Here is a 16,328-nt window from a genome sequence, read left to right on the forward strand (position 1 = left end):
CCCAGCCGCCGCCCCCGTCCCGAACGGCAGTGCGTACACCACGATGTACGCCCCCAGCCCCGCCACAGCGACGGCCTCGATCACCGAGAGGGTCAGCAGACCGCGTTCGAGGTGTCCGGCGGCCCAGTAGACGACCAGCGCGCTCAGCGGGACGACGCAGAAGGCGAGCAGGTCGACCGCGCACTGCACGACCTTCCGTGACAGCCGCCGGGCGTCCCCGCGGTGGAAGGTCTCCCACCCGAAGGCGGGCGTCGCGCCCTCACCCGCGAGGGCGGCCAGCCGGGGCGCCAGCTCCCCGCGCACGTACGCCCCGATCGCCGAGATCTTCTCGTCGTTGACGAGGTAGGTCCACCCGAGCACCACGCACACCGGCGGCAGGCTCAGCAGCATCGACGCCTGCCTGGCCTGCGCCGCCGCGGCGATGACGGCGGCGACCACGGCGAGGGTCACGTACAGCAGGTTGTCCCGGAACCCGATCCGCGCCTTCTGCTCGTCCTTGACGCTCTCGTACTCGGCGAGCAGCAACTGCCCGACGGTGACGTCCCGCTCCGTCACTCCCTGCCCCTTTCCCGGTACCAACATCCCGTATGGGCCGACCACTTGGCAGTACCTTAAGGGGATGCCGGAGACGAACCCCACCGTCGTGGTCCTGACCGCGCTCGCGCTCGAGTACGCGGCCGTGCGCTCCCACCTCACGGACCGCGTGGAACACGTCCACCCCGAGGGGACCCGGGTCGAGCTCGGCCGGCTCGACGGCACCCCCTGGACGGTGGCCGTCGCCGAGCTGGGCGAGGGAGCCGTGGCCACGGCCGCGCTCACCACCCGGATCGCCTCCTGGCTGCGCCCGCAGGCGGTGTTCTTCGTCGGGATCGCGGGCAGCCTCAAGTCCGACATCGGGATCGGGGACGTCGTGGTGGGCACCAAGGTGTACGGCATCCACGGCGGCAAGCAGACCTCCAAGGGCTTCCTGGTCCGCCCCGAGGCCTGGCCGGCCTCGCACGCCCTGGTCCAGGCGACCCGTTCCGCGGTACGGGACATGCCGGACGTACGGGCGCACTTCAAGCCGATCGCGGCCGGGGACGTGGTGCTCGCGGACTCCCGGTCGGACATCGCCCGGCATCTGCGCGAGCACTACAACGACGCCGCGGCGATCGAGATGGAGGGGTCGGGGGCGGCCCACGCGGCGCATCTCGACGGGCAGCTGGACGCGCTGGTGATCCGCGGGATCAGCGATCTGGCCGACGCGCGCAAGAGCGCGGCCGACCAGGGGGGCTCACAGCAGCGGGCGGCGGCGCAGGCCGCGTCCGTGGCGATGGCGGCACTGCGCAAGCACCGGCCGCGTGCGGACTCGTCCGGCGCGCGGGGCGACCTTCGCCGCGGCTCCGACGGCGGTCCGGGGGGCGCGTTCGCGGACGGACCCGTCTACCACGGGGACCACATCGACTTCAGCAACGGCACCTTCCTCGGCCCCGTCGTCGGCAAGACGACGCGGGGAGATCGGGCGCCCCGCGGCGAGTAGGAGCGGGCGCCGCGACCACCTGCCGAAATCCAATATCACGCAGACTCATTGACCTGACTAGACCACTCCTCTTACCTTCGCACGGCAGCCATCCCGGCCACGACGAAGTGAGTCCGCAGGAGGTCATGTCCGTGCGTCCTACCGCCCGCCCCCGCCCCACCGCCCTGCTAGCGACACTGATCACGCTCGCCGCGCTCTCCGCCTGCGGCTCCGGTTCCGGCAGCGATCCGGACACCGTGAAGATCTCCTTCAAGCAGTCCACGGACAACTCGATCCATGTCATGGACGACTACCTCGCAGGCATCAAGAAGCAGTTCGAGAAGGAGCACCCCGGCAAGAAGGTGGAGCTCGTCCCCATCAAGGCCCCGGACTCGGAGTACTACACCAAGCTCCAGCAGATGCTCCGCTCCCCCAAGACCGCCCCCGACCTGGTCTACGAGGACACCTTCCTCATCAACTCGGACATCACCAGCGGGTACTTGAAGCCCCTCGACCCGTACCTCGCCAAGTGGCAGGACTGGAACCAGTTCATCGACACGGCGAAGGCGGCCGCGCAGGGCCAGGACGGCAAGACGTACGGCGTCCCGGACGGCACGGACACCCGAGGGCTCTGGTTCGACAAGGGCGTCTTCGAGAAGGCCGGCCTGCCCGCCGACTGGCAGCCGAAGACCTGGGACGACGTCCTGACCGCCGCCCGCACCATCAAGAAGAAGGTCCCCGGCGTCACTCCCCTCAACGTGTACACCGGCAAGCCCGCCGGCGAGGCCGCCACCATGCAGGGCTTCGAGATGCTGCTGTACGGCACCAACGACGGGCAGTCGGACCCCCTGTACGACAGGACGGCCAAGAAGTGGATCGCCGGCACCCAGGGCTTCAAGGACGCCCTCACGTTCGTCGAGACGGTCTACAAGGACAAGCTCGGCCCGGACGTCTCCGACGCCCTCGACCCCAACTTCGGCACCCGGGTGCGCGGTGAACTCTTCCCGCAGGGCAAGCTCGGCATCGACCTCGACGGCTCCTGGCTGCCGCAGGACTGGCTGCCCGGCAGCGGTCACGAGTGGCCCGAGTGGTCGGAGAACCTCGGCCTCGCCGCCATGCCCACCCAGCACGGCCAGGCCCCGGGCAAGGTGAGCATGTCCGGCGGCTGGACCTGGTCGATCCCGGCCAAGGCGGGCAACCCCGACCTCGCGTTCGACTTCGTCAAGACGATGCAGACGAAGGCCAACGCCCAGAAGTGGTACATCGCCAACTCCGGTATCGCGGTCCGCAAGGACGTCGCCGCCGACCCCGCGTACGTGAAGGCCCAGCCCGGCATCAAGTTCTTCACCGACCTCGTGGCCAGCACCCACTACCGCCCGGCCTATCCCGCGTACCCGAAGGTCTCCACCGCCGTCCAGGAGGCCATGGAGGGCGTGACGACGGGTGACCTGTCCGTCGACAAGGCGGCGAGCGGCTACGACGAGACGCTCAAGGAGGTCACCGACAACCAAGTGGTCGAGAGGTGACCGCGCGCTCGCTCACCCGCGCCCTCCCCCTCACCCCGGCCCTGGTCCTGCTCGTCCTCTTCCTGGCGGGCCCGATCGCGTACTGCGCCTACATCGCCTTCACCGACCTCCAGCTCACCGGCCAGGCCCACTCGTCCTTCGTCGGCTTCGACAACTTCCGTACGGCGTTCCAGGACGAGGATTTCCTGAACGCCGTATGGCTGACCCTCGTCTTCACGGTCCTGTCGTCGCTGGTCGGCCAGAACACCCTGGGCCTGGCCCTGGCCTCCCTGATGCAGCGCGCCTCCAAGCCGGTCCGCACGCTGACGGGCGCCGTGGTCATCACCGCGTGGGTGCTCCCGGAGGTCGTGGCCGGCTTCCTCCTCTACGCCTTCTTCCGCCGCGAGGGCACCCTGAACGCCATCCTGGACTGGCTCCATCTCCCGTCCCAGAACTGGCTGTTCACCCTCCCCATCCTGGCCGTCTCGTTCGCGAACGTCTGGCGGGGCACGGCGTTCTCGATGCTGGTCTACTCGGCGGCCCTGAACGAGATCCCGAAGGAGATCACGGAGGCGGCACAGGTGGACGGCGCGGGCGGGTGGCGCCGGATGTGGCACATCACCCTCCCGATGATCCGCCGCTCCATCGGCACGAACCTCATGCTGAACACGCTGCAGACGCTGTCCGTCTTCGGGCTGATCTGGGTGATGACGAGGGGCGGTCCGGGAGACAGGAGCCAGACCCTGCCGCTGTTCATGTACGAACAGGCCTTCCAGAACAGCATGATCGGCTACGGCACTGCGGTGGCGCTCCTGCTGCTCGTGGTGGCCTCCCTCTTCTCGGTCGTCTACATGCGTCTGCTGCGGACGGAGGTCTGACCCGCACATGTCCTCGATCTCCCGACGCTCGACCCGGCGGCTCGCCGCCGACCTGGGCCTCCTCGCCGTGGCCCTGGCTTTCGCGCTCCCCCTCGTCTGGGTGGTCCTGTCCTCGCTGGACCCGCACGCCGACCTCAGGGTGAAGGCCCCCGACGGCCTCACCCTGGGCAACTTCGACGACATCCTCACCCCGGACATCACCTTCACGCCGCTGCTGAACAGCCTGATCCTGTGCGGGGGCGCGACCGCGCTGACGGTGGCGTGCGCGGCGCTCGCGGCCTACCCGCTCTCCCGCTTCCGCTCCCGCTTCAACCGGCCGTTCCTGCTGTCGATCCTGTTCGCGACGAGCCTGCCCATCACGGCGATCATGGTGCCCGTGTACGCCCTGTTCGTGCAGGTGAACCTGATCGACACCCTCCAGGGCACGATCCTGTTCTTCGCCGCCTCCCAACTGCCCTTCGCCATCTGGCTGATGAAGAACTTCATGGACGGCGTCCCGAAGGAACTGGAGGAGGCGGCCTGGACGGACGGGGCGTCGTCCTTCCAGTCCCTGGCCCGCATCGTGCTGCCCCTCATGGGCCCCGGGGTCGCCGTCGTGACGGTCTTCTGCTTCGTGATGATGTGGGGCAACTTCTTCGTGCCGTTCATGCTGTTGCTGACCCCGGACCAGATGCCGGCGTCCGTGAGCATCAACGAGTTCTTCGGAAACCGCGGAATGGTGGCGTACGGCCAGCTCGCGGCGTTCTCGGTGGTCTACTCGACACCGGTGATCCTGCTGTACGTGCTGATCGCCCGACGGCTGGGCGGGGGGTTCGCGCTGGGCGGCGCGGTCAAGGGATGAGCACCCGGGCGGCGGCGGGTACGGCGCCGCCCGGGACAGCCGTGTCCGGGGCGTGTTTCGAAAGTCCCGTCCGGCCCGCCCTCCGGGCGGACGGCACTGCTTTCGAAACACGCCCTGGAAGTCAGAAGACCGATTCCGCCTCGTCCATGCGGTCCTTGGGGACCCTCTTCAGCTCGGTGACCGCCTCCGCCAGCGGGACCATCTCGACGTGCGTCCCGCGCAGCGCCGTCATCTTGCCGAACTCGCCCTGGTGCGCGGCCTCGACCGCGTGCCAGCCGAACCGGGTCGCGAGCACCCTGTCGTACGCGGTCGGGGTGCCGCCGCGCTGGACGTGGCCGAGGATGACCGGCTTGGCCTCCTTGCCGAGGCGTCGCTCCAGTTCGTACGCCAGTGCCGTGCCGATGCCCTGGAAGCGCTCGTGGCCGAACTGGTCGATCGCGCCCTTGCCGTAGTCCATGCTGCCCTCGACCGGGTGCGCGCCCTCGGCCACGCAGATCACCGCGAACTTCTTGCCGCGGGCGAAGCGCTCCTCGACCATCTTCACCACGTCGACGGGGTCGAAGGGCCGCTCGGGCAGACAGATGCCGTGCGCGCCCGCCGCCATGCCGGACTCCAGCGCGATCCAGCCCGCGTGCCGGCCCATGACCTCGACGACCATCACGCGCTGGTGCGACTCGGCGGTCGTCTTGAGGCGGTCCATCGCCTCCGTGGCGACGCCCACGGCCGTGTCGAACCCGAACGTCCGGTCGGTCGAGGAGATGTCGTTGTCGATCGTCTTCGGGACGCCGACCACCGGCAGACCCGCGTCGGACAGCATCCGCGCCGCCGTCAGCGTGCCCTCGCCGCCGATCGGGATGAGCGCGTCGATGCCGAAGTCGCGGGCGATGTCGGTCGCCTTGTCGCAGGCCTCGCGCAGCCGGTCACGCTCCAGCCGGGAGGACCCGAGGATGGTGCCGCCGAGGGCGAGGATGCCGCCGACCGCGTCGAGGTCGAGGGTGCGGTGGTGGCCGTCGAGCAGACCGCGGAAGCCGTCCTCGAAGCCGATGACCTCGTCGTCGTACTGGGTGACCGCTCGGTGCACGACCGACCGGATCACTGCGTTCAGGCCAGGGCAGTCGCCGCCTGCGGTCAGAACTCCGATGCGCATCGTGCTGTGTCTCCTGCTCGCTGTTGATACCGGTGAGCCGGTCCGATTGTTTCACGTCCCTCAGGACGATGTCGCTTCCGTGCGGTCCGTCGCTATCCGTCCCGATTGGCGCCATCGGACCCTCGCCGGGGCACCGGTCTTGACGGGCGCCTTATATAGCGGCAGGGGTATTGTCAAGGGGGTCCTGCTCGCGACAGCGGGCCATTTTTCGCGCCACAACGAGCACAAGAGCAGCTGACGGCGGCAGGCCCCACGAGGGCGCCCCGCGGCAGCCGGCCCTACGAAACGGAGAGCACGCGTGACGCGCAGCGTGTACGTGACCGGGATCGACCGCGGCGACGGCCGCCAGGTCGTCGAGCTGGGAGTCATGGAACTCCTGACCCGGCAGGTCGACCGGGTGGGCGTGTTCCGTCCGCTCGTCCACGATGGGCCCGATCGCCTGTTCGAGCTCCTGCGCGCTCGTTACCGGCTCTCCCAGAACCCGGCGACCGTCTACGGCCTGGACTACCACGAGGCGTCCGCGCTCCAGGCCGAGCGGGGGACGGACGAGCTGGTGTCGACCCTCGTCGACCGGTTCCACCTGGTCGCCCGCGACTACGACGTCGTCCTCGTGCTCGGGACCGACTTCGCCGACACCCAGCTCCCGGACGAGCTGTCCCTCAACGCCCGGCTCGCCAACGAGTTCGGCGCCTCGGTCATCCCGGTCGTGGGCGGCCGCAAGCAGCCGGCCGAGTCCGTGCTCGCCGAGACCCGCAACGCCTATCGGGCCTACGACGGGCTCGGCTGCGACGTCCTCGCCATGGTCACCAACCGGGTCGCCCGGGACGACCGGGACGAGATCGCCCAGCGCCTCGACTCGCGCCTGCCCGTCCCCTGCTACGTCGTGCCGGACGAGCCGGCGCTCTCCGCGCCCACCGTGGCCCAGATCGCCCACGCCCTCGACGCCAGGGTGCTCCTCGGCGACGACTCGGGACTGGCACGGGACGCCCTGGACTTCGTCTTCGGCGGCGCCATGCTGCCGAGCTTCCTCAACGCGCTGACCCCGGGCTGCCTGGTCGTCACCCCGGGCGACCGCGCGGACCTCGTCATCGGTTCGCTGGCCGCGCACAGCGCCGGCACCCCGCCGATAGCCGGCATGGTGCTCACCCTCGACGAGGTGCCCAGCGACGAGGTCCTGACCCTCGCCGCCCGCCTCGCCCCCGGCACCCCGGTGCTCTCCGTGGCCGGAAACAGCTTCCTGACCGCCTCCGAGCTCTTCTCCCTGGAGGGGAAGCTGAACGCGGCCACCCCGCGCAAGGCCGAGACCGCGCTCGGCCTGTTCGAGCGGTACGTCGACACCGCCGGTCTGCTGGGCCGCGTCTCCGCGCCGAGCAGCGACCGGGTCACGCCGATGATGTTCGAGCACAAGCTGCTCGAACAGGCCCGTTCCGACAAGCGGCGGGTCGTCCTGCCGGAGGGCACCGAGCCGCGCGTGCTGCACGCCGCCGAGGTGCTGCTGCGCCGGGGCGTCTGCGACCTCACCCTGCTCGGCCCGGTCGACCAGATCCGCAAGAAGGCCGCCGACCTCGGCATCGACCTGGGCGACTGCCGGCTGATCGATCCGGCCACCAGCGAACTGCGCGACTCCTTCGCCGAGCGGTACGCCAAGCTGCGCGCCCACCGCGGCGTGACCGTCGAGCTGGCGTACGACGTGGTCAGCGACGTCAACTACTTCGGGACGCTGATGGTGCAGGAGGGCCACGCCGACGGCATGGTCTCCGGGTCCGTGCACTCCACGGCAGCCACCATCCGGCCCGCCTTCGAGATCATCAAGACCAAGCCGGACGCCGACATCGTGTCGTCCGTCTTCTTCATGTGCCTCGCCGACAAGGTCCTGGTCTACGGCGACTGCGCCGTGAACCCCGACCCGGACGCCGAGCAGCTCGCCGACATCGCCATCCAGGCCGCGGCCACCGCCGAGCAGTTCGGTGTGCGGCCGCGGATCGCGATGCTGTCGTACTCGACCGGTACGTCCGGCTCGGGCGCCGACGTCGACAAGGTGCGGGAGGCCACCGAGCTGGTCCGCTCCCGGCGCCCCGACCTCAGCATCGAGGGACCCATCCAGTACGACGCGGCCGTGGAGCCGAGCGTCGCCGCGACCAAGCTGCCCGGGTCCGAGGTCGCCGGCCAGGCCAGCGTGCTGATCTTCCCGGACCTCAACACCGGCAACAACACCTACAAGGCCGTGCAGCGCTCGGCCGGCGCGATCGCCGTCGGCCCCGTCCTGCAGGGCCTGCGCAAGCCCGTCAACGACCTGTCCCGCGGCGCGCTCGTCCAGGACATCGTCAACACCGTCGCCATCACGGCGATCCAGGCCCAGGCCCCGAACGAGAAGGCGTCCGCCCAGTGAGCCCCACCCGCGTCCTCGTCCTCAACTCCGGCTCCTCGTCGGTGAAGTACCAGCTGCTGGACATGCGCGACAGCAGCCGGCTCGCGGTGGGCCTGGTCGAGCGGATCGGCGAGCGGTCCGCCCGGCTGAAGCACACGCCGCTCGCCACCGGCGAGGCGCGCGAGTGGAGCGCCCCGATCGCCGACCACGACGCGGCGCTCAAGGCCGTGGCGGAGGAACTCGCCAAGGACGGCCTGGGGCTCGACTCGCCGGAGCTGGCCGCGATCGGGCACCGGGTGGTGCACGGCGGGCTGGCCTTCACCCGGCCGACCGTGATCGACGACGCCGTGCTCGCCGAGATCGAGCGGCTGATCCCGTTGGCCCCGCTGCACAACCCGGCGAACGTCACCGGCATCCGCACGGCCCGCGCGATGCGCCCCGACCTGCCCCAGGTCGCCGTCTTCGACACCGCCTTCCACACCACGATGCCGGAGTCGGCCGCCCGCTACGCGATCGACGTGCAGACCGCCGACGAGTACCGGATCAGGCGTTACGGGTTCCACGGGACCTCGCACGCGTACGTGTCCCGGGCGACGGCGAAGCTGCTGGGCAAGGCGCCCGAGGACGTCAACGTCATCGTGCTGCACCTCGGCAACGGGGCGTCGGCCGCCGCCGTGCGGGGCGGGAAGTGCGTGGACACCTCCATGGGGCTGACGCCGCTGGAGGGGCTCGTGATGGGTACCCGCTCCGGAGACATGGACCCGGCCGTCATCTTCCATTTGAAGCGTGTTGGCGGAATGTCCACGGACGAGATCGACACTCTTCTCAACAAGAAGAGCGGGCTGATCGGGCTGTGCGGTGAGAACGACATGCGCGAGATCCGTCGGCGGATCGACGAGGGCGACGAACAGGCCCGGCTGGCCTTCGACATTTACCTTCACCGTCTGAAGAAGTACATCGGCGCGTATATCGCGGTGCTCGGCACGGTGGACGCCATCGCCTTCACCGCCGGGGTCGGCGAGAACGCGGCGGAGGTGCGCGAGGCCGCGATCGCGGGTCTGGAGGGGCTGGGCCCCGCGGTCGACGCCGGACTGAACGCCGTACGTTCCGACGAACCGCGGCTGATATCGCCCGCCGGAGCGCGGGTGGCGGTCGCCGTGGTGCCGACCGACGAGGAGCTGGAGATCGCCACTCAGACCTACGCGCTGGTCGGAAAGAACAGCTGAGCGAAAAACTGACGAGTAGTACGCCTGAGCGCCGACGCGCCCATTTGTATCTTCCGCCAGACGGAATATTCCGGAGCGAAACAAACCGATAGGATCGCCCCATGCGCCGTTCGAAAATCGTCTGTACTCTCGGCCCCGCGGTCGACTCCCACGAGATGCTGGTCGCTCTGATCGAGGCCGGCATGAATGTGGCCCGGTTCAATTTCAGCCATGGCACCCACGCCGAGCACCAGGCGCGGTACGACCGCGTCCGGGCCGCCGCCAAGGAGACCGGCCGGGCCATCGGTGTGCTCGCCGACCTCCAGGGCCCGAAGATCCGTCTGGAGACCTTCGCCGAGGGTCCGGTGGAGCTGGAGCGCGGTGACGAGTTCGTCATCACGACCGAGGACGTGCCGGGTGACAAGCACACGTGCGGAACGACGTACAAGGGCCTGCCGGGCGATGTCTCGCGCGGCGACCAGGTCCTGATCAACGACGGCAACGTCGAGCTGAAGGTGCTGGACGTCGAGGGCCCGCGGGTGAAGACGATCGTCATCGAGGGCGGTGTCGTCTCCGACCACAAGGGCATCAACCTGCCCGGCGCGGCCGTGAACGTGCCCGCGCTGAGCGAGAAGGACATCGACGACCTGCGCTTCGCCCTCCGGATGGGCTGCGACATGGTCGCGCTGTCCTTCGTCCGGGACGCCAAGGACGTCTCCGACGTCCACAAGGTGATGGACGAGGAGGGCCGCCGGGTCCCGGTCATCGCCAAGGTGGAGAAGCCGCAGGCGGTGGAGAACATGGAGGACGTCGTGGCGGCGTTCGACGCCGTCATGGTCGCCCGTGGCGACCTGGCCGTCGAGTACCCGCTCGAGAAGGTCCCCATGGTGCAGAAGCGCCTGATCGAGCTGTGCCGGCGCAACGCCAAGCCGGTGATCGTGGCGACCCAGATGATGGAGTCGATGATCACCAACTCCCGCCCGACCCGCGCCGAGGCCTCCGACGTCGCCAACGCGATCCTGGACGGCGCGGACGCGGTCATGCTCTCGGCGGAGTCGTCGGTGGGCGCGTACCCGATCGAGACCGTCAAGACGATGTCGAAGATCGTCAAGGCGGCCGAGGAGGAGCTGCTCTCCAAGGGCCTTCAGCCCCTGGTCCCCGGCAAGAAGCCGCGCACGCAGGGTGGTTCGGTCGCCCGCGCCGCCTGCGAGATCGCCGACTTCCTCGGCGGCAAGGGCCTGGTGGCCTTCACCAAGTCCGGCGACACCGCCCGCCGCCTCTCCCGCTACCGCGCGGCCCAGCCGATCCTCGCCTTCACCACCGACGAGGGCACCCGCAACCAGCTCGCGCTGAGCTGGGGCGTCGAGTCGCACGTCGTGCCGTTCGTGAACAGCACCGACGAGATGGTCGACCTGGTCGACCAGGAGCTCATCAAGCTCAACCGCTTCGACGCGGGCGACGTCGTGGTCATGACGGCCGGCTCCCCGCCCGGCGTCCCCGGCACCACGAACATGGTCCGGGTGCACCACCTGGGCGAGAGCGGCAAGTAGGACCGCCGACACGGCAGTACGGCACTGAGGGCGCCCCCTGGTGACAGGGGGCGCCCTCAGCTGTGCGGCTCCCGGACGGGCTCTGTGGCGACGGTCAGTCGGTGATGTACTGGTGCATCCCCGGGACGGTCAGATTGCCGCCGAACTGGCCGGCCTGCTGGACCTTCGCGTTGGTGAAGTAGATCAGCGGGATGTTCAGCGGCGGCGGGCTCTTCGGGCTGAACGTGATCGGGATCAGGCCGAACAGGTTGCCCGAGATGCTCTCGGTGTACATGACCGTGTCGCCACCGGTGATGGTGGAGTCGGTGCCCTTGCCCGCCTGCACGTGGTACGTCTTGCCGGCCTGCGCGTCCTTCACCGTCTGGTGCAGGTCGCCGATCTTCGTGCCGCCGGAGATGACGTACTTCAGGACCTCTTTGACCGTGCCGTTGGCGGTCCTGACCTTGACGACGCCCTTGTAGTCGGCGCCCGTCAGGGTCAGCGAACTGGCGTTCAGGAACCAAGGGTCGTCGGGCAGCGCGATCTTGTTGTCGACGCCGCCTTCCGCGTCCGTGGCGGCCGGGCAGTCGTCGGGGTCCGTGGTGGAGCTCGCGGAGGGGCTCGGCGACGCGGTGGCGTCCTGTGCCGCCTCGGACACCTTGTCGGTGGCGTCCTTCACGGTGTCTTCCACCGTGTCGGTGGTGTCCTTCACCGTGTCGGTGGTGTCCTTCACGGTGTCGTTCACCGTGTCGGTGACCGTCTTGGTCGTGTCCTTGACGGTGTCCGCCACGTTCTTGTCCGTGGTGGACGTGTCCTTGCCGTCGCTCGCCGGAGCGGAAGCGGACGGCGTGGACGCGGCGCTCGGGGTCTCCGTGCCGCCACGGCCCCCGGTGAGGACGTCCTTGAGCGTGTCCCCGATGGTGTCCAGCAGGTTGCCGCTGGTCGCGGAGGGCGACGGCGTCGCCGTACCCGTGTCGCCACCGGAACCGGACGAGCCGCCCGCGGGGGACGTCTGCGACGGGGTGGGCTCGGTCTCGTCGTCGGAACCTGAATCCGGCGAAGAGGGCTTGCCCGCCGTGCCCGAGGACGTCCCGTCGGAGTCCTTGCCGTCGCCCTTCGTGGCGTCGGAGGACTCGCTGGCGCTCGCCGACGCGGAGGGCGACGGTGACGCCGAGGCATCCGTCGAGCCCGTCATGGCCGCGACGCAGTCCTTGTACTCCTCGGCCGTCAGGCTCTTGGGCGCGGGCTTGTCGTCGGCACGGGCGAGCGTCGGCGTGAACCCCATCCCCATGAGGACCGCGGTCGGCATCGCCGCCAGGGCTATCGCCTTGCCCGCCGGCACGTGGAACCTGGTGAACAGCGGCTTCTTGGGCGCCGCGTGTCGCGGCCCGGTTCTCACAAGCGACGCGTCCGCGTCAGTCCTGTGAGCCACCTCGTCAGCCGACACTGTGCCTCCCGTTCGCCCCGTTGGCCGGGATCGTTCCTGACAGATCGTTCGTCTCGCCCACTCCGCCGGTCTCCTTGGTGAACACCGGACCCTGGTCGTACGGGGCCTCGGGCGCACGTTCCGCGGGAGTACCGCCGTCGGTCACCGCGCTCTCGGGTGAGTCGCCCGTCCCGGTCCCGGACTCCTTCGCCGGCTCCGCTTCGGGCGGGGCGCCGGGAACCCAGGCCACGGCCATCGCGCCGCCGATGAGGGAGAACAGGAAGCCCACGATGAAGCCACCGAAGTTGGACACCGGAAGGGACACCAGGCCCAGCAGGATCGCCGCGACACCCGCGAAGATCTGTACGTGCTTCTGGAACCACAGACTGATGCCCAGCACGACGAGCAGCACGCCGATGATCAGTGACCCGGCGCCCGCGGTGGTGGACATCGCCAGGGTCAGATGACCGATCTGGAGGTGCGCGTACGGGAAGTACATGATCGGAAAGCCGCCGAGCAGGACGAACAGACCGGCCCAGAACGGGCGAGTTCCGCGCCACGCGCGGAACTGCAGCCTCCGGCGGGTGAACTGACCGGGTGCGGCAGGGTTCTCGGCGCTCATGGAAAACAGCTCCCTGGTGCGGCGTTCTGTGGTGAGAGTGATGGCAGTGAAGGGGGTGTGGGGTGTTGCGAAGTCGAGCGGGGTGACGGGCGGGGGCGCCTCACGGCTCCCCCGCCTGTCAGAGAGTGCTTAGTAGCACTCCTTGGACCCCGCGGACAGCTTCATGCTGAGGCCGGGGAGGGTGAAGGTTCCGGCAGTGGTGGCCCACGCCGTCTGCTTCACGCCGTACAGGTCCGCCTTCTCCGCCTGCTGGGCGAAGCCGTACGGGTTGGCCTGCTCCTTGCCGCCCTTCATGCCCGGGCCCTTGCCATCCTTGGCGGGACCCGTGTCGCCTGCGGCCACACCGATGTCGATGCCGGAGAAGACAGCCTTCTCGGCGCCGAGGTCCTCGACGTCGATGTACAGGTTGTCGGCCTGGACCTGCTTCGACTCGTCGGAGCTGTTGCCCGCGGTCAGCGTCAGGGTGACAGACCCGAGAATCGGGATGTCAGGCGTGACGACCGACTGGCACATGCTCTCGATGGTGGCAGTCTTGAACGACGACACCGCGACCGGGTGCAGCGTCTGCTTGCCGGCGAGCGTGTAGCCGTTGTCGATGGCGCCGTACTGCGCGAAGCCCTTGCCGTGGAGCTCCTTCGCCGAGACCTTGAACGACTGGCCCGACACACTGAACGACGCGGCAAGCGCACCCTGCGCGAGGGCGATGCCTATACACGCCGTGGCGGCGACGCTGGGCACCATGACCACAGCGAACCGCTTCCATCTGGTCCCGCCACGCACCTGGGACTCCATATTTCCTCCTTCTCGGACGTACATCGCCTGCCCTCCCGGCTCACCCCTAGACGGCGGCTCGGCCGGGCAGCGATGGGAGAAGTGCTACGTCCTCGGGAAGGAGAGCGCCTGTACCCGGTGGCGCGAACCGCGCCCGGAATCACCGGCGATCACCCCCGAGCGACAACCACTGGTCGCGCCTGACACACATCACGCACAACCCTGCCGGACAGGCTTCGCCCTCGGGCGAAGACCCCCCTGTCCAAGAGCCGACGTCACTGTCGTCGACTCTGCCCGGTGGGGACCCACAGTCTCCCGTCGGCCCGACCGGCTGTCGGGGGTACGGGAATGGACCGAGCGTCGCCGATCGTGGTGCATTCTCGCCGCCCGCACAAGGGGGTTCGTTACTGGCTAGTAACGGGCGGATAACCGAAGCGCGACCCACAGGTCTCGAACCGCGACGCTGGGTGTCCCTCGAGGGGGGCGCAAAATAGTTGATGGTCGGACAGAACCCGACAGAACAACGCGCTCGACTTACTGGCAGTAACAGCGGCCGCGATTACCAAGTTTTGGTAAAGCGCGGCCGCAGTGACAAGTCGTCGGCAGATCTTTCACTCCGGCAACACACACTCTGGCGTTTAGCGACAGGTCAGAACGGGGCTCGCGCCCCGTCCGCGACCGCCCGCCGTCCGGCTCAGAAGAGCGCGCGTGCCAGCGCCCGCCGGGCCGCCGCGACCCGGGGATCGTCGGCCCCGACGACCTCGAAGAGCTCCAGCAGCCGCAGTCGTACGGCGTCCCGGTCCTCACCCGCCGTCCGCTGCACGGTCTCGATCAGCCGCCCGAACGCGTCCTCGACGTGCCCGCCGACGAGATCCAGGTCGGCGGCGGCGATCTGCGCCCGCACGTCCTTCGGGCGGTCGGCCGCGTCCTTGCGCGCCTGCTGCGGGTCGAGGTCCTGCACCCGCTGGAGCAACTCGGCCTGGGCGAGGCCGAGCTTGGCCTCCATGTTGCCCGGGTCGTCGTTCAGGACGTTCTTGTACGCCTGGACCGCGCCGCCCAGGTCACCGGCGTCCAGCGCCCGCACGGCCGCCTCGAGGAGCGCGTCGTACGGCCCCTCCGGCATCTCGGGGGCCGGAGGCCGCTCGCCCGGCTCGGCGTCCGGGTCGACGGTCAGGCCGGTCAGACCGAAGCGCTGCTCGGCGACCTGGACCAGCTGGTCGAGGGTCTGCCGGATCTGCTCCTCGCCGGCCGCCCCCTGGAAGAGCGGCAGCGCCTGCCCCGCCACGACGGCGAAGACGGCCGGGATCCCCTGGATCCCGAACTGCTGCATCAGCATCTGGTTGGCGTCGACGTCGATCTTGGCGAGCAGGAAGCGCCCGTCGTACTCGACGGCGAGCCGTTCGAGGACCGGGCTCAGCTGCTTGCAGGGCTGACACCACTCGGCCCAGAAGTCGATGACGACCGGCACCTCGGCGGAGCGCTGGAGGACTTCGCTTTCGAAGGAGGCCTCGTCGACGTCGATGACGAGGTCGGCCGGGGATACGGCCCCCACCCCGCCCTGGCGGGCCGTTTCGGCGCGCGTCTGCTCGGCCTTGGCCTTGGCCTCCTGGGCCGCCTTCACCGCGGCGAGGTCGACGACGCCGCTCATGGACATGTTCCGTGGCTGCATGCGTCTATCCTCCCCCGTTCCCGCGCGTGAGTGAAAAGCGATGTGGAAGCCCGGTCCGGCTGTGTGTCGTTCGGCGCCGGGTCCCCACCCCACGCCATGTGGTCGTCGCCCGCGCTGGTCCGGCACGAGCTTTCGCTACGAGTCGTAGCGTAACGGCATCGGGCGCTTCCCGTACACCACTCCTTGGTGATCTCCCTCACGGAGCCACGGGACCCGCCGGTTATGGTCGTGGGATGCAGAGCCGCACCCCCGCCAGCCGCACCGGCCGCCCGCGCAGCGCCGCCGCGGACACCGCGATCCTGGCCGCCACCCGGGAGGCACTGGTCGAACTGGGCTGGTCCAAGCTCACGTTGGGAGACGTGGCGACACGCGCCGGGGTTGCGAAAACGACGATCTATCGTCGCTGGGCCGGCAAGAACGAACTCGTCGTCGACGCGGTCGCCGAACTCTTCGACGAACTGGAGCTCCCCGACCGGGGCAGCCTGGCCGCCGACATCGAGGGCGTGGTGCTCCAGTTCGCCGCGATCCTGGCCCGACCGGAGGCGAAGAGCGGACTGATGGCGGCGGTCGCGGAGTCGACGAGGGACGACGCGCTGCGCGAACGCATCCGCTCGTCGGTCGTCGAGCGCCAGAAGCGTCTGGTCCTGGCGGGCCGCGCCCGGGCCCAGGCCCGCGGCGAACTGCCCCCCGAGACGGACTCCGAGGAGGCGGCCCGCACGGTCGACCTCATCTTCGACATGGTGGCGGGCGCCGTGGTGCACCGCACCCTGGTGAGCGCGGAACCGGTGGACCGGGAATGGGCGGCCTCCTTCGCCCGGGTCCTGCTCCTGGGGCTGGCGGGGGCTTCGGCGTAACACGGGCGGCGTTTC

The 16,328-nt window shown here is 69.5% G+C and carries 13 protein-coding genes and 1 pseudogene; 8 read left to right on the forward strand and 6 right to left on the reverse strand.

The window, feature by feature from the left end; genetic code table 11:
• Positions 1–21: 21 nt before the first annotated feature.
• Positions 22–555: pseudogene (locus ACFV0T_RS08680) on the reverse strand (hypothetical protein); the annotation flags it as partial.
• A 64-nt stretch (positions 556–619) separates the two neighbouring features.
• On the opposite strand from ACFV0T_RS08680, the gene ACFV0T_RS08685 reads away from it, so the two are divergent.
• The 4 genes from ACFV0T_RS08685 to ACFV0T_RS08700 all read left to right on the forward strand — a co-directional run bounded on the left by ACFV0T_RS08685 (position 620) and on the right by ACFV0T_RS08700 (position 4,722).
• Positions 620–1,519, forward strand: a complete 900-nt coding sequence (locus ACFV0T_RS08685; protein WP_385775965.1) for a nucleosidase — start codon at positions 620–622, stop codon at positions 1,517–1,519.
• Positions 1,520–1,644: 125 nt separating this feature from the next.
• Positions 1,645–3,024, forward strand: a complete 1,380-nt coding sequence (locus ACFV0T_RS08690) for an extracellular solute-binding protein (protein ID WP_385775967.1) — start codon at positions 1,645–1,647, stop codon at positions 3,022–3,024.
• Positions 3,021–3,881, forward strand: a complete 861-nt coding sequence (locus tag ACFV0T_RS08695) for a carbohydrate ABC transporter permease (RefSeq protein WP_385775969.1) — start codon at positions 3,021–3,023, stop codon at positions 3,879–3,881. The genes ACFV0T_RS08690 and ACFV0T_RS08695 overlap by 4 nt, the downstream gene beginning before the upstream one ends.
• A gap of 7 nt (positions 3,882–3,888) precedes the next feature.
• Positions 3,889–4,722 carry a carbohydrate ABC transporter permease gene (locus ACFV0T_RS08700; protein ID WP_385775971.1) on the forward strand — a complete coding sequence of 278 codons (834 nt, stop codon included), beginning with the start codon at positions 3,889–3,891 and terminating at the stop codon, positions 4,720–4,722.
• A gap of 121 nt (positions 4,723–4,843) precedes the next feature.
• Here the strand turns inward: ACFV0T_RS08700 and ACFV0T_RS08705 are convergent, their stop codons facing one another.
• A complete protein-coding gene (locus ACFV0T_RS08705; protein ID WP_385775973.1) occupies positions 4,844–5,869 on the reverse strand; it encodes an ATP-dependent 6-phosphofructokinase in 1,026 nt (341 codons plus the stop codon).
• A gap of 298 nt (positions 5,870–6,167) precedes the next feature.
• Between ACFV0T_RS08705 and pta the strand changes: the two genes are divergently transcribed.
• From pta to pyk, 3 genes are all read left to right on the forward strand, one after another.
• Positions 6,168–8,258, forward strand: a complete 2,091-nt coding sequence (gene pta / locus ACFV0T_RS08710; protein WP_385775975.1) for a phosphate acetyltransferase — start codon at positions 6,168–6,170, stop codon at positions 8,256–8,258.
• On the forward strand, positions 8,255–9,463 hold the full coding sequence (locus ACFV0T_RS08715; protein WP_385775977.1) for an acetate kinase: 1,209 nt from the start codon (positions 8,255–8,257) through the stop codon (positions 9,461–9,463). Before pta ends, ACFV0T_RS08715 begins: the two co-directional genes overlap by 4 nt.
• Before the next feature lie 101 nt (positions 9,464–9,564).
• Positions 9,565–10,992, forward strand: a complete 1,428-nt coding sequence (pyk, locus tag ACFV0T_RS08720) for a pyruvate kinase (protein WP_385775979.1) — start codon at positions 9,565–9,567, stop codon at positions 10,990–10,992.
• A 94-nt stretch (positions 10,993–11,086) separates the two neighbouring features.
• On the opposite strand, the gene ACFV0T_RS08725 is transcribed toward pyk, so the two are convergent.
• The 4 genes from ACFV0T_RS08725 to ACFV0T_RS08740 all read right to left on the reverse strand — a co-directional run bounded on the left by ACFV0T_RS08725 (position 11,087) and on the right by ACFV0T_RS08740 (position 15,459).
• Positions 11,087–12,418, reverse strand: coding sequence for a hypothetical protein (locus ACFV0T_RS08725; RefSeq protein WP_385775981.1), 1,332 nt, complete (start codon positions 12,416–12,418; stop codon positions 11,087–11,089).
• Positions 12,408–13,019, reverse strand: a complete 612-nt coding sequence (locus ACFV0T_RS08730; protein WP_385775984.1) for a DUF6114 domain-containing protein — start codon at positions 13,017–13,019, stop codon at positions 12,408–12,410. The genes ACFV0T_RS08725 and ACFV0T_RS08730 overlap by 11 nt, the downstream gene beginning before the upstream one ends.
• Before the next feature lie 129 nt (positions 13,020–13,148).
• Positions 13,149–13,811: a DUF6230 family protein gene (locus ACFV0T_RS08735; RefSeq protein ID WP_385775986.1), complete on the reverse strand. Its 663-nt coding sequence runs from the start codon at positions 13,809–13,811 to the stop codon at positions 13,149–13,151.
• A 673-nt stretch (positions 13,812–14,484) separates the two neighbouring features.
• The gene (locus ACFV0T_RS08740) at positions 14,485–15,459 is read right to left on the reverse strand and encodes a tetratricopeptide repeat protein (protein WP_385775988.1); all 975 of its coding nucleotides are present in this window, start codon (positions 15,457–15,459) and stop codon (positions 14,485–14,487) included.
• Positions 15,460–15,692: 233 nt separating this feature from the next.
• Between ACFV0T_RS08740 and ACFV0T_RS08745 the strand changes: the two genes are divergently transcribed.
• Entirely contained in the window at positions 15,693–16,313 is a 621-nt protein-coding gene (locus tag ACFV0T_RS08745) for a TetR/AcrR family transcriptional regulator (protein ID WP_385775990.1), read from the forward strand.
• Positions 16,314–16,328: the final 15 nt, after the last annotated feature.

The organism is Streptomyces sp. NPDC059582 (genome assembly GCF_042735715.1).
Lineage (GTDB): Bacteria > Actinomycetota > Actinomycetes > Streptomycetales > Streptomycetaceae > Streptomyces.

Coding starts and splice junctions, on each gene's coding strand:
- ACFV0T_RS08685 (WP_385775965.1), top strand. CDS start 620: ATGCCGGAGACGAACCCCACCGTCGTGGTCCTGACCGCGCTCGCGCTC.
- ACFV0T_RS08690 (WP_385775967.1), top strand. CDS start 1,645: ATGTCCGTGCGTCCTACCGCCCGCCCCCGCCCCACCGCCCTGCTAGCG.
- ACFV0T_RS08700 (WP_385775971.1), top strand. CDS start 3,889: ATGTCCTCGATCTCCCGACGCTCGACCCGGCGGCTCGCCGCCGACCTG.
- ACFV0T_RS08705 (WP_385775973.1), bottom strand. CDS start 5,869: ATGCGCATCGGAGTTCTGACCGCAGGCGGCGACTGCCCTGGCCTGAAC.
- pyk (WP_385775979.1), top strand. CDS start 9,565: ATGCGCCGTTCGAAAATCGTCTGTACTCTCGGCCCCGCGGTCGACTCC.
- ACFV0T_RS08730 (WP_385775984.1), bottom strand. CDS start 13,019: ATGAGCGCCGAGAACCCTGCCGCACCCGGTCAGTTCACCCGCCGGAGG.
- ACFV0T_RS08735 (WP_385775986.1), bottom strand. CDS start 13,811: ATGGAGTCCCAGGTGCGTGGCGGGACCAGATGGAAGCGGTTCGCTGTG.
- ACFV0T_RS08740 (WP_385775988.1), bottom strand. CDS start 15,459: ATGCAGCCACGGAACATGTCCATGAGCGGCGTCGTCGACCTCGCCGCG.
- ACFV0T_RS08745 (WP_385775990.1), top strand. CDS start 15,693: ATGCAGAGCCGCACCCCCGCCAGCCGCACCGGCCGCCCGCGCAGCGCC.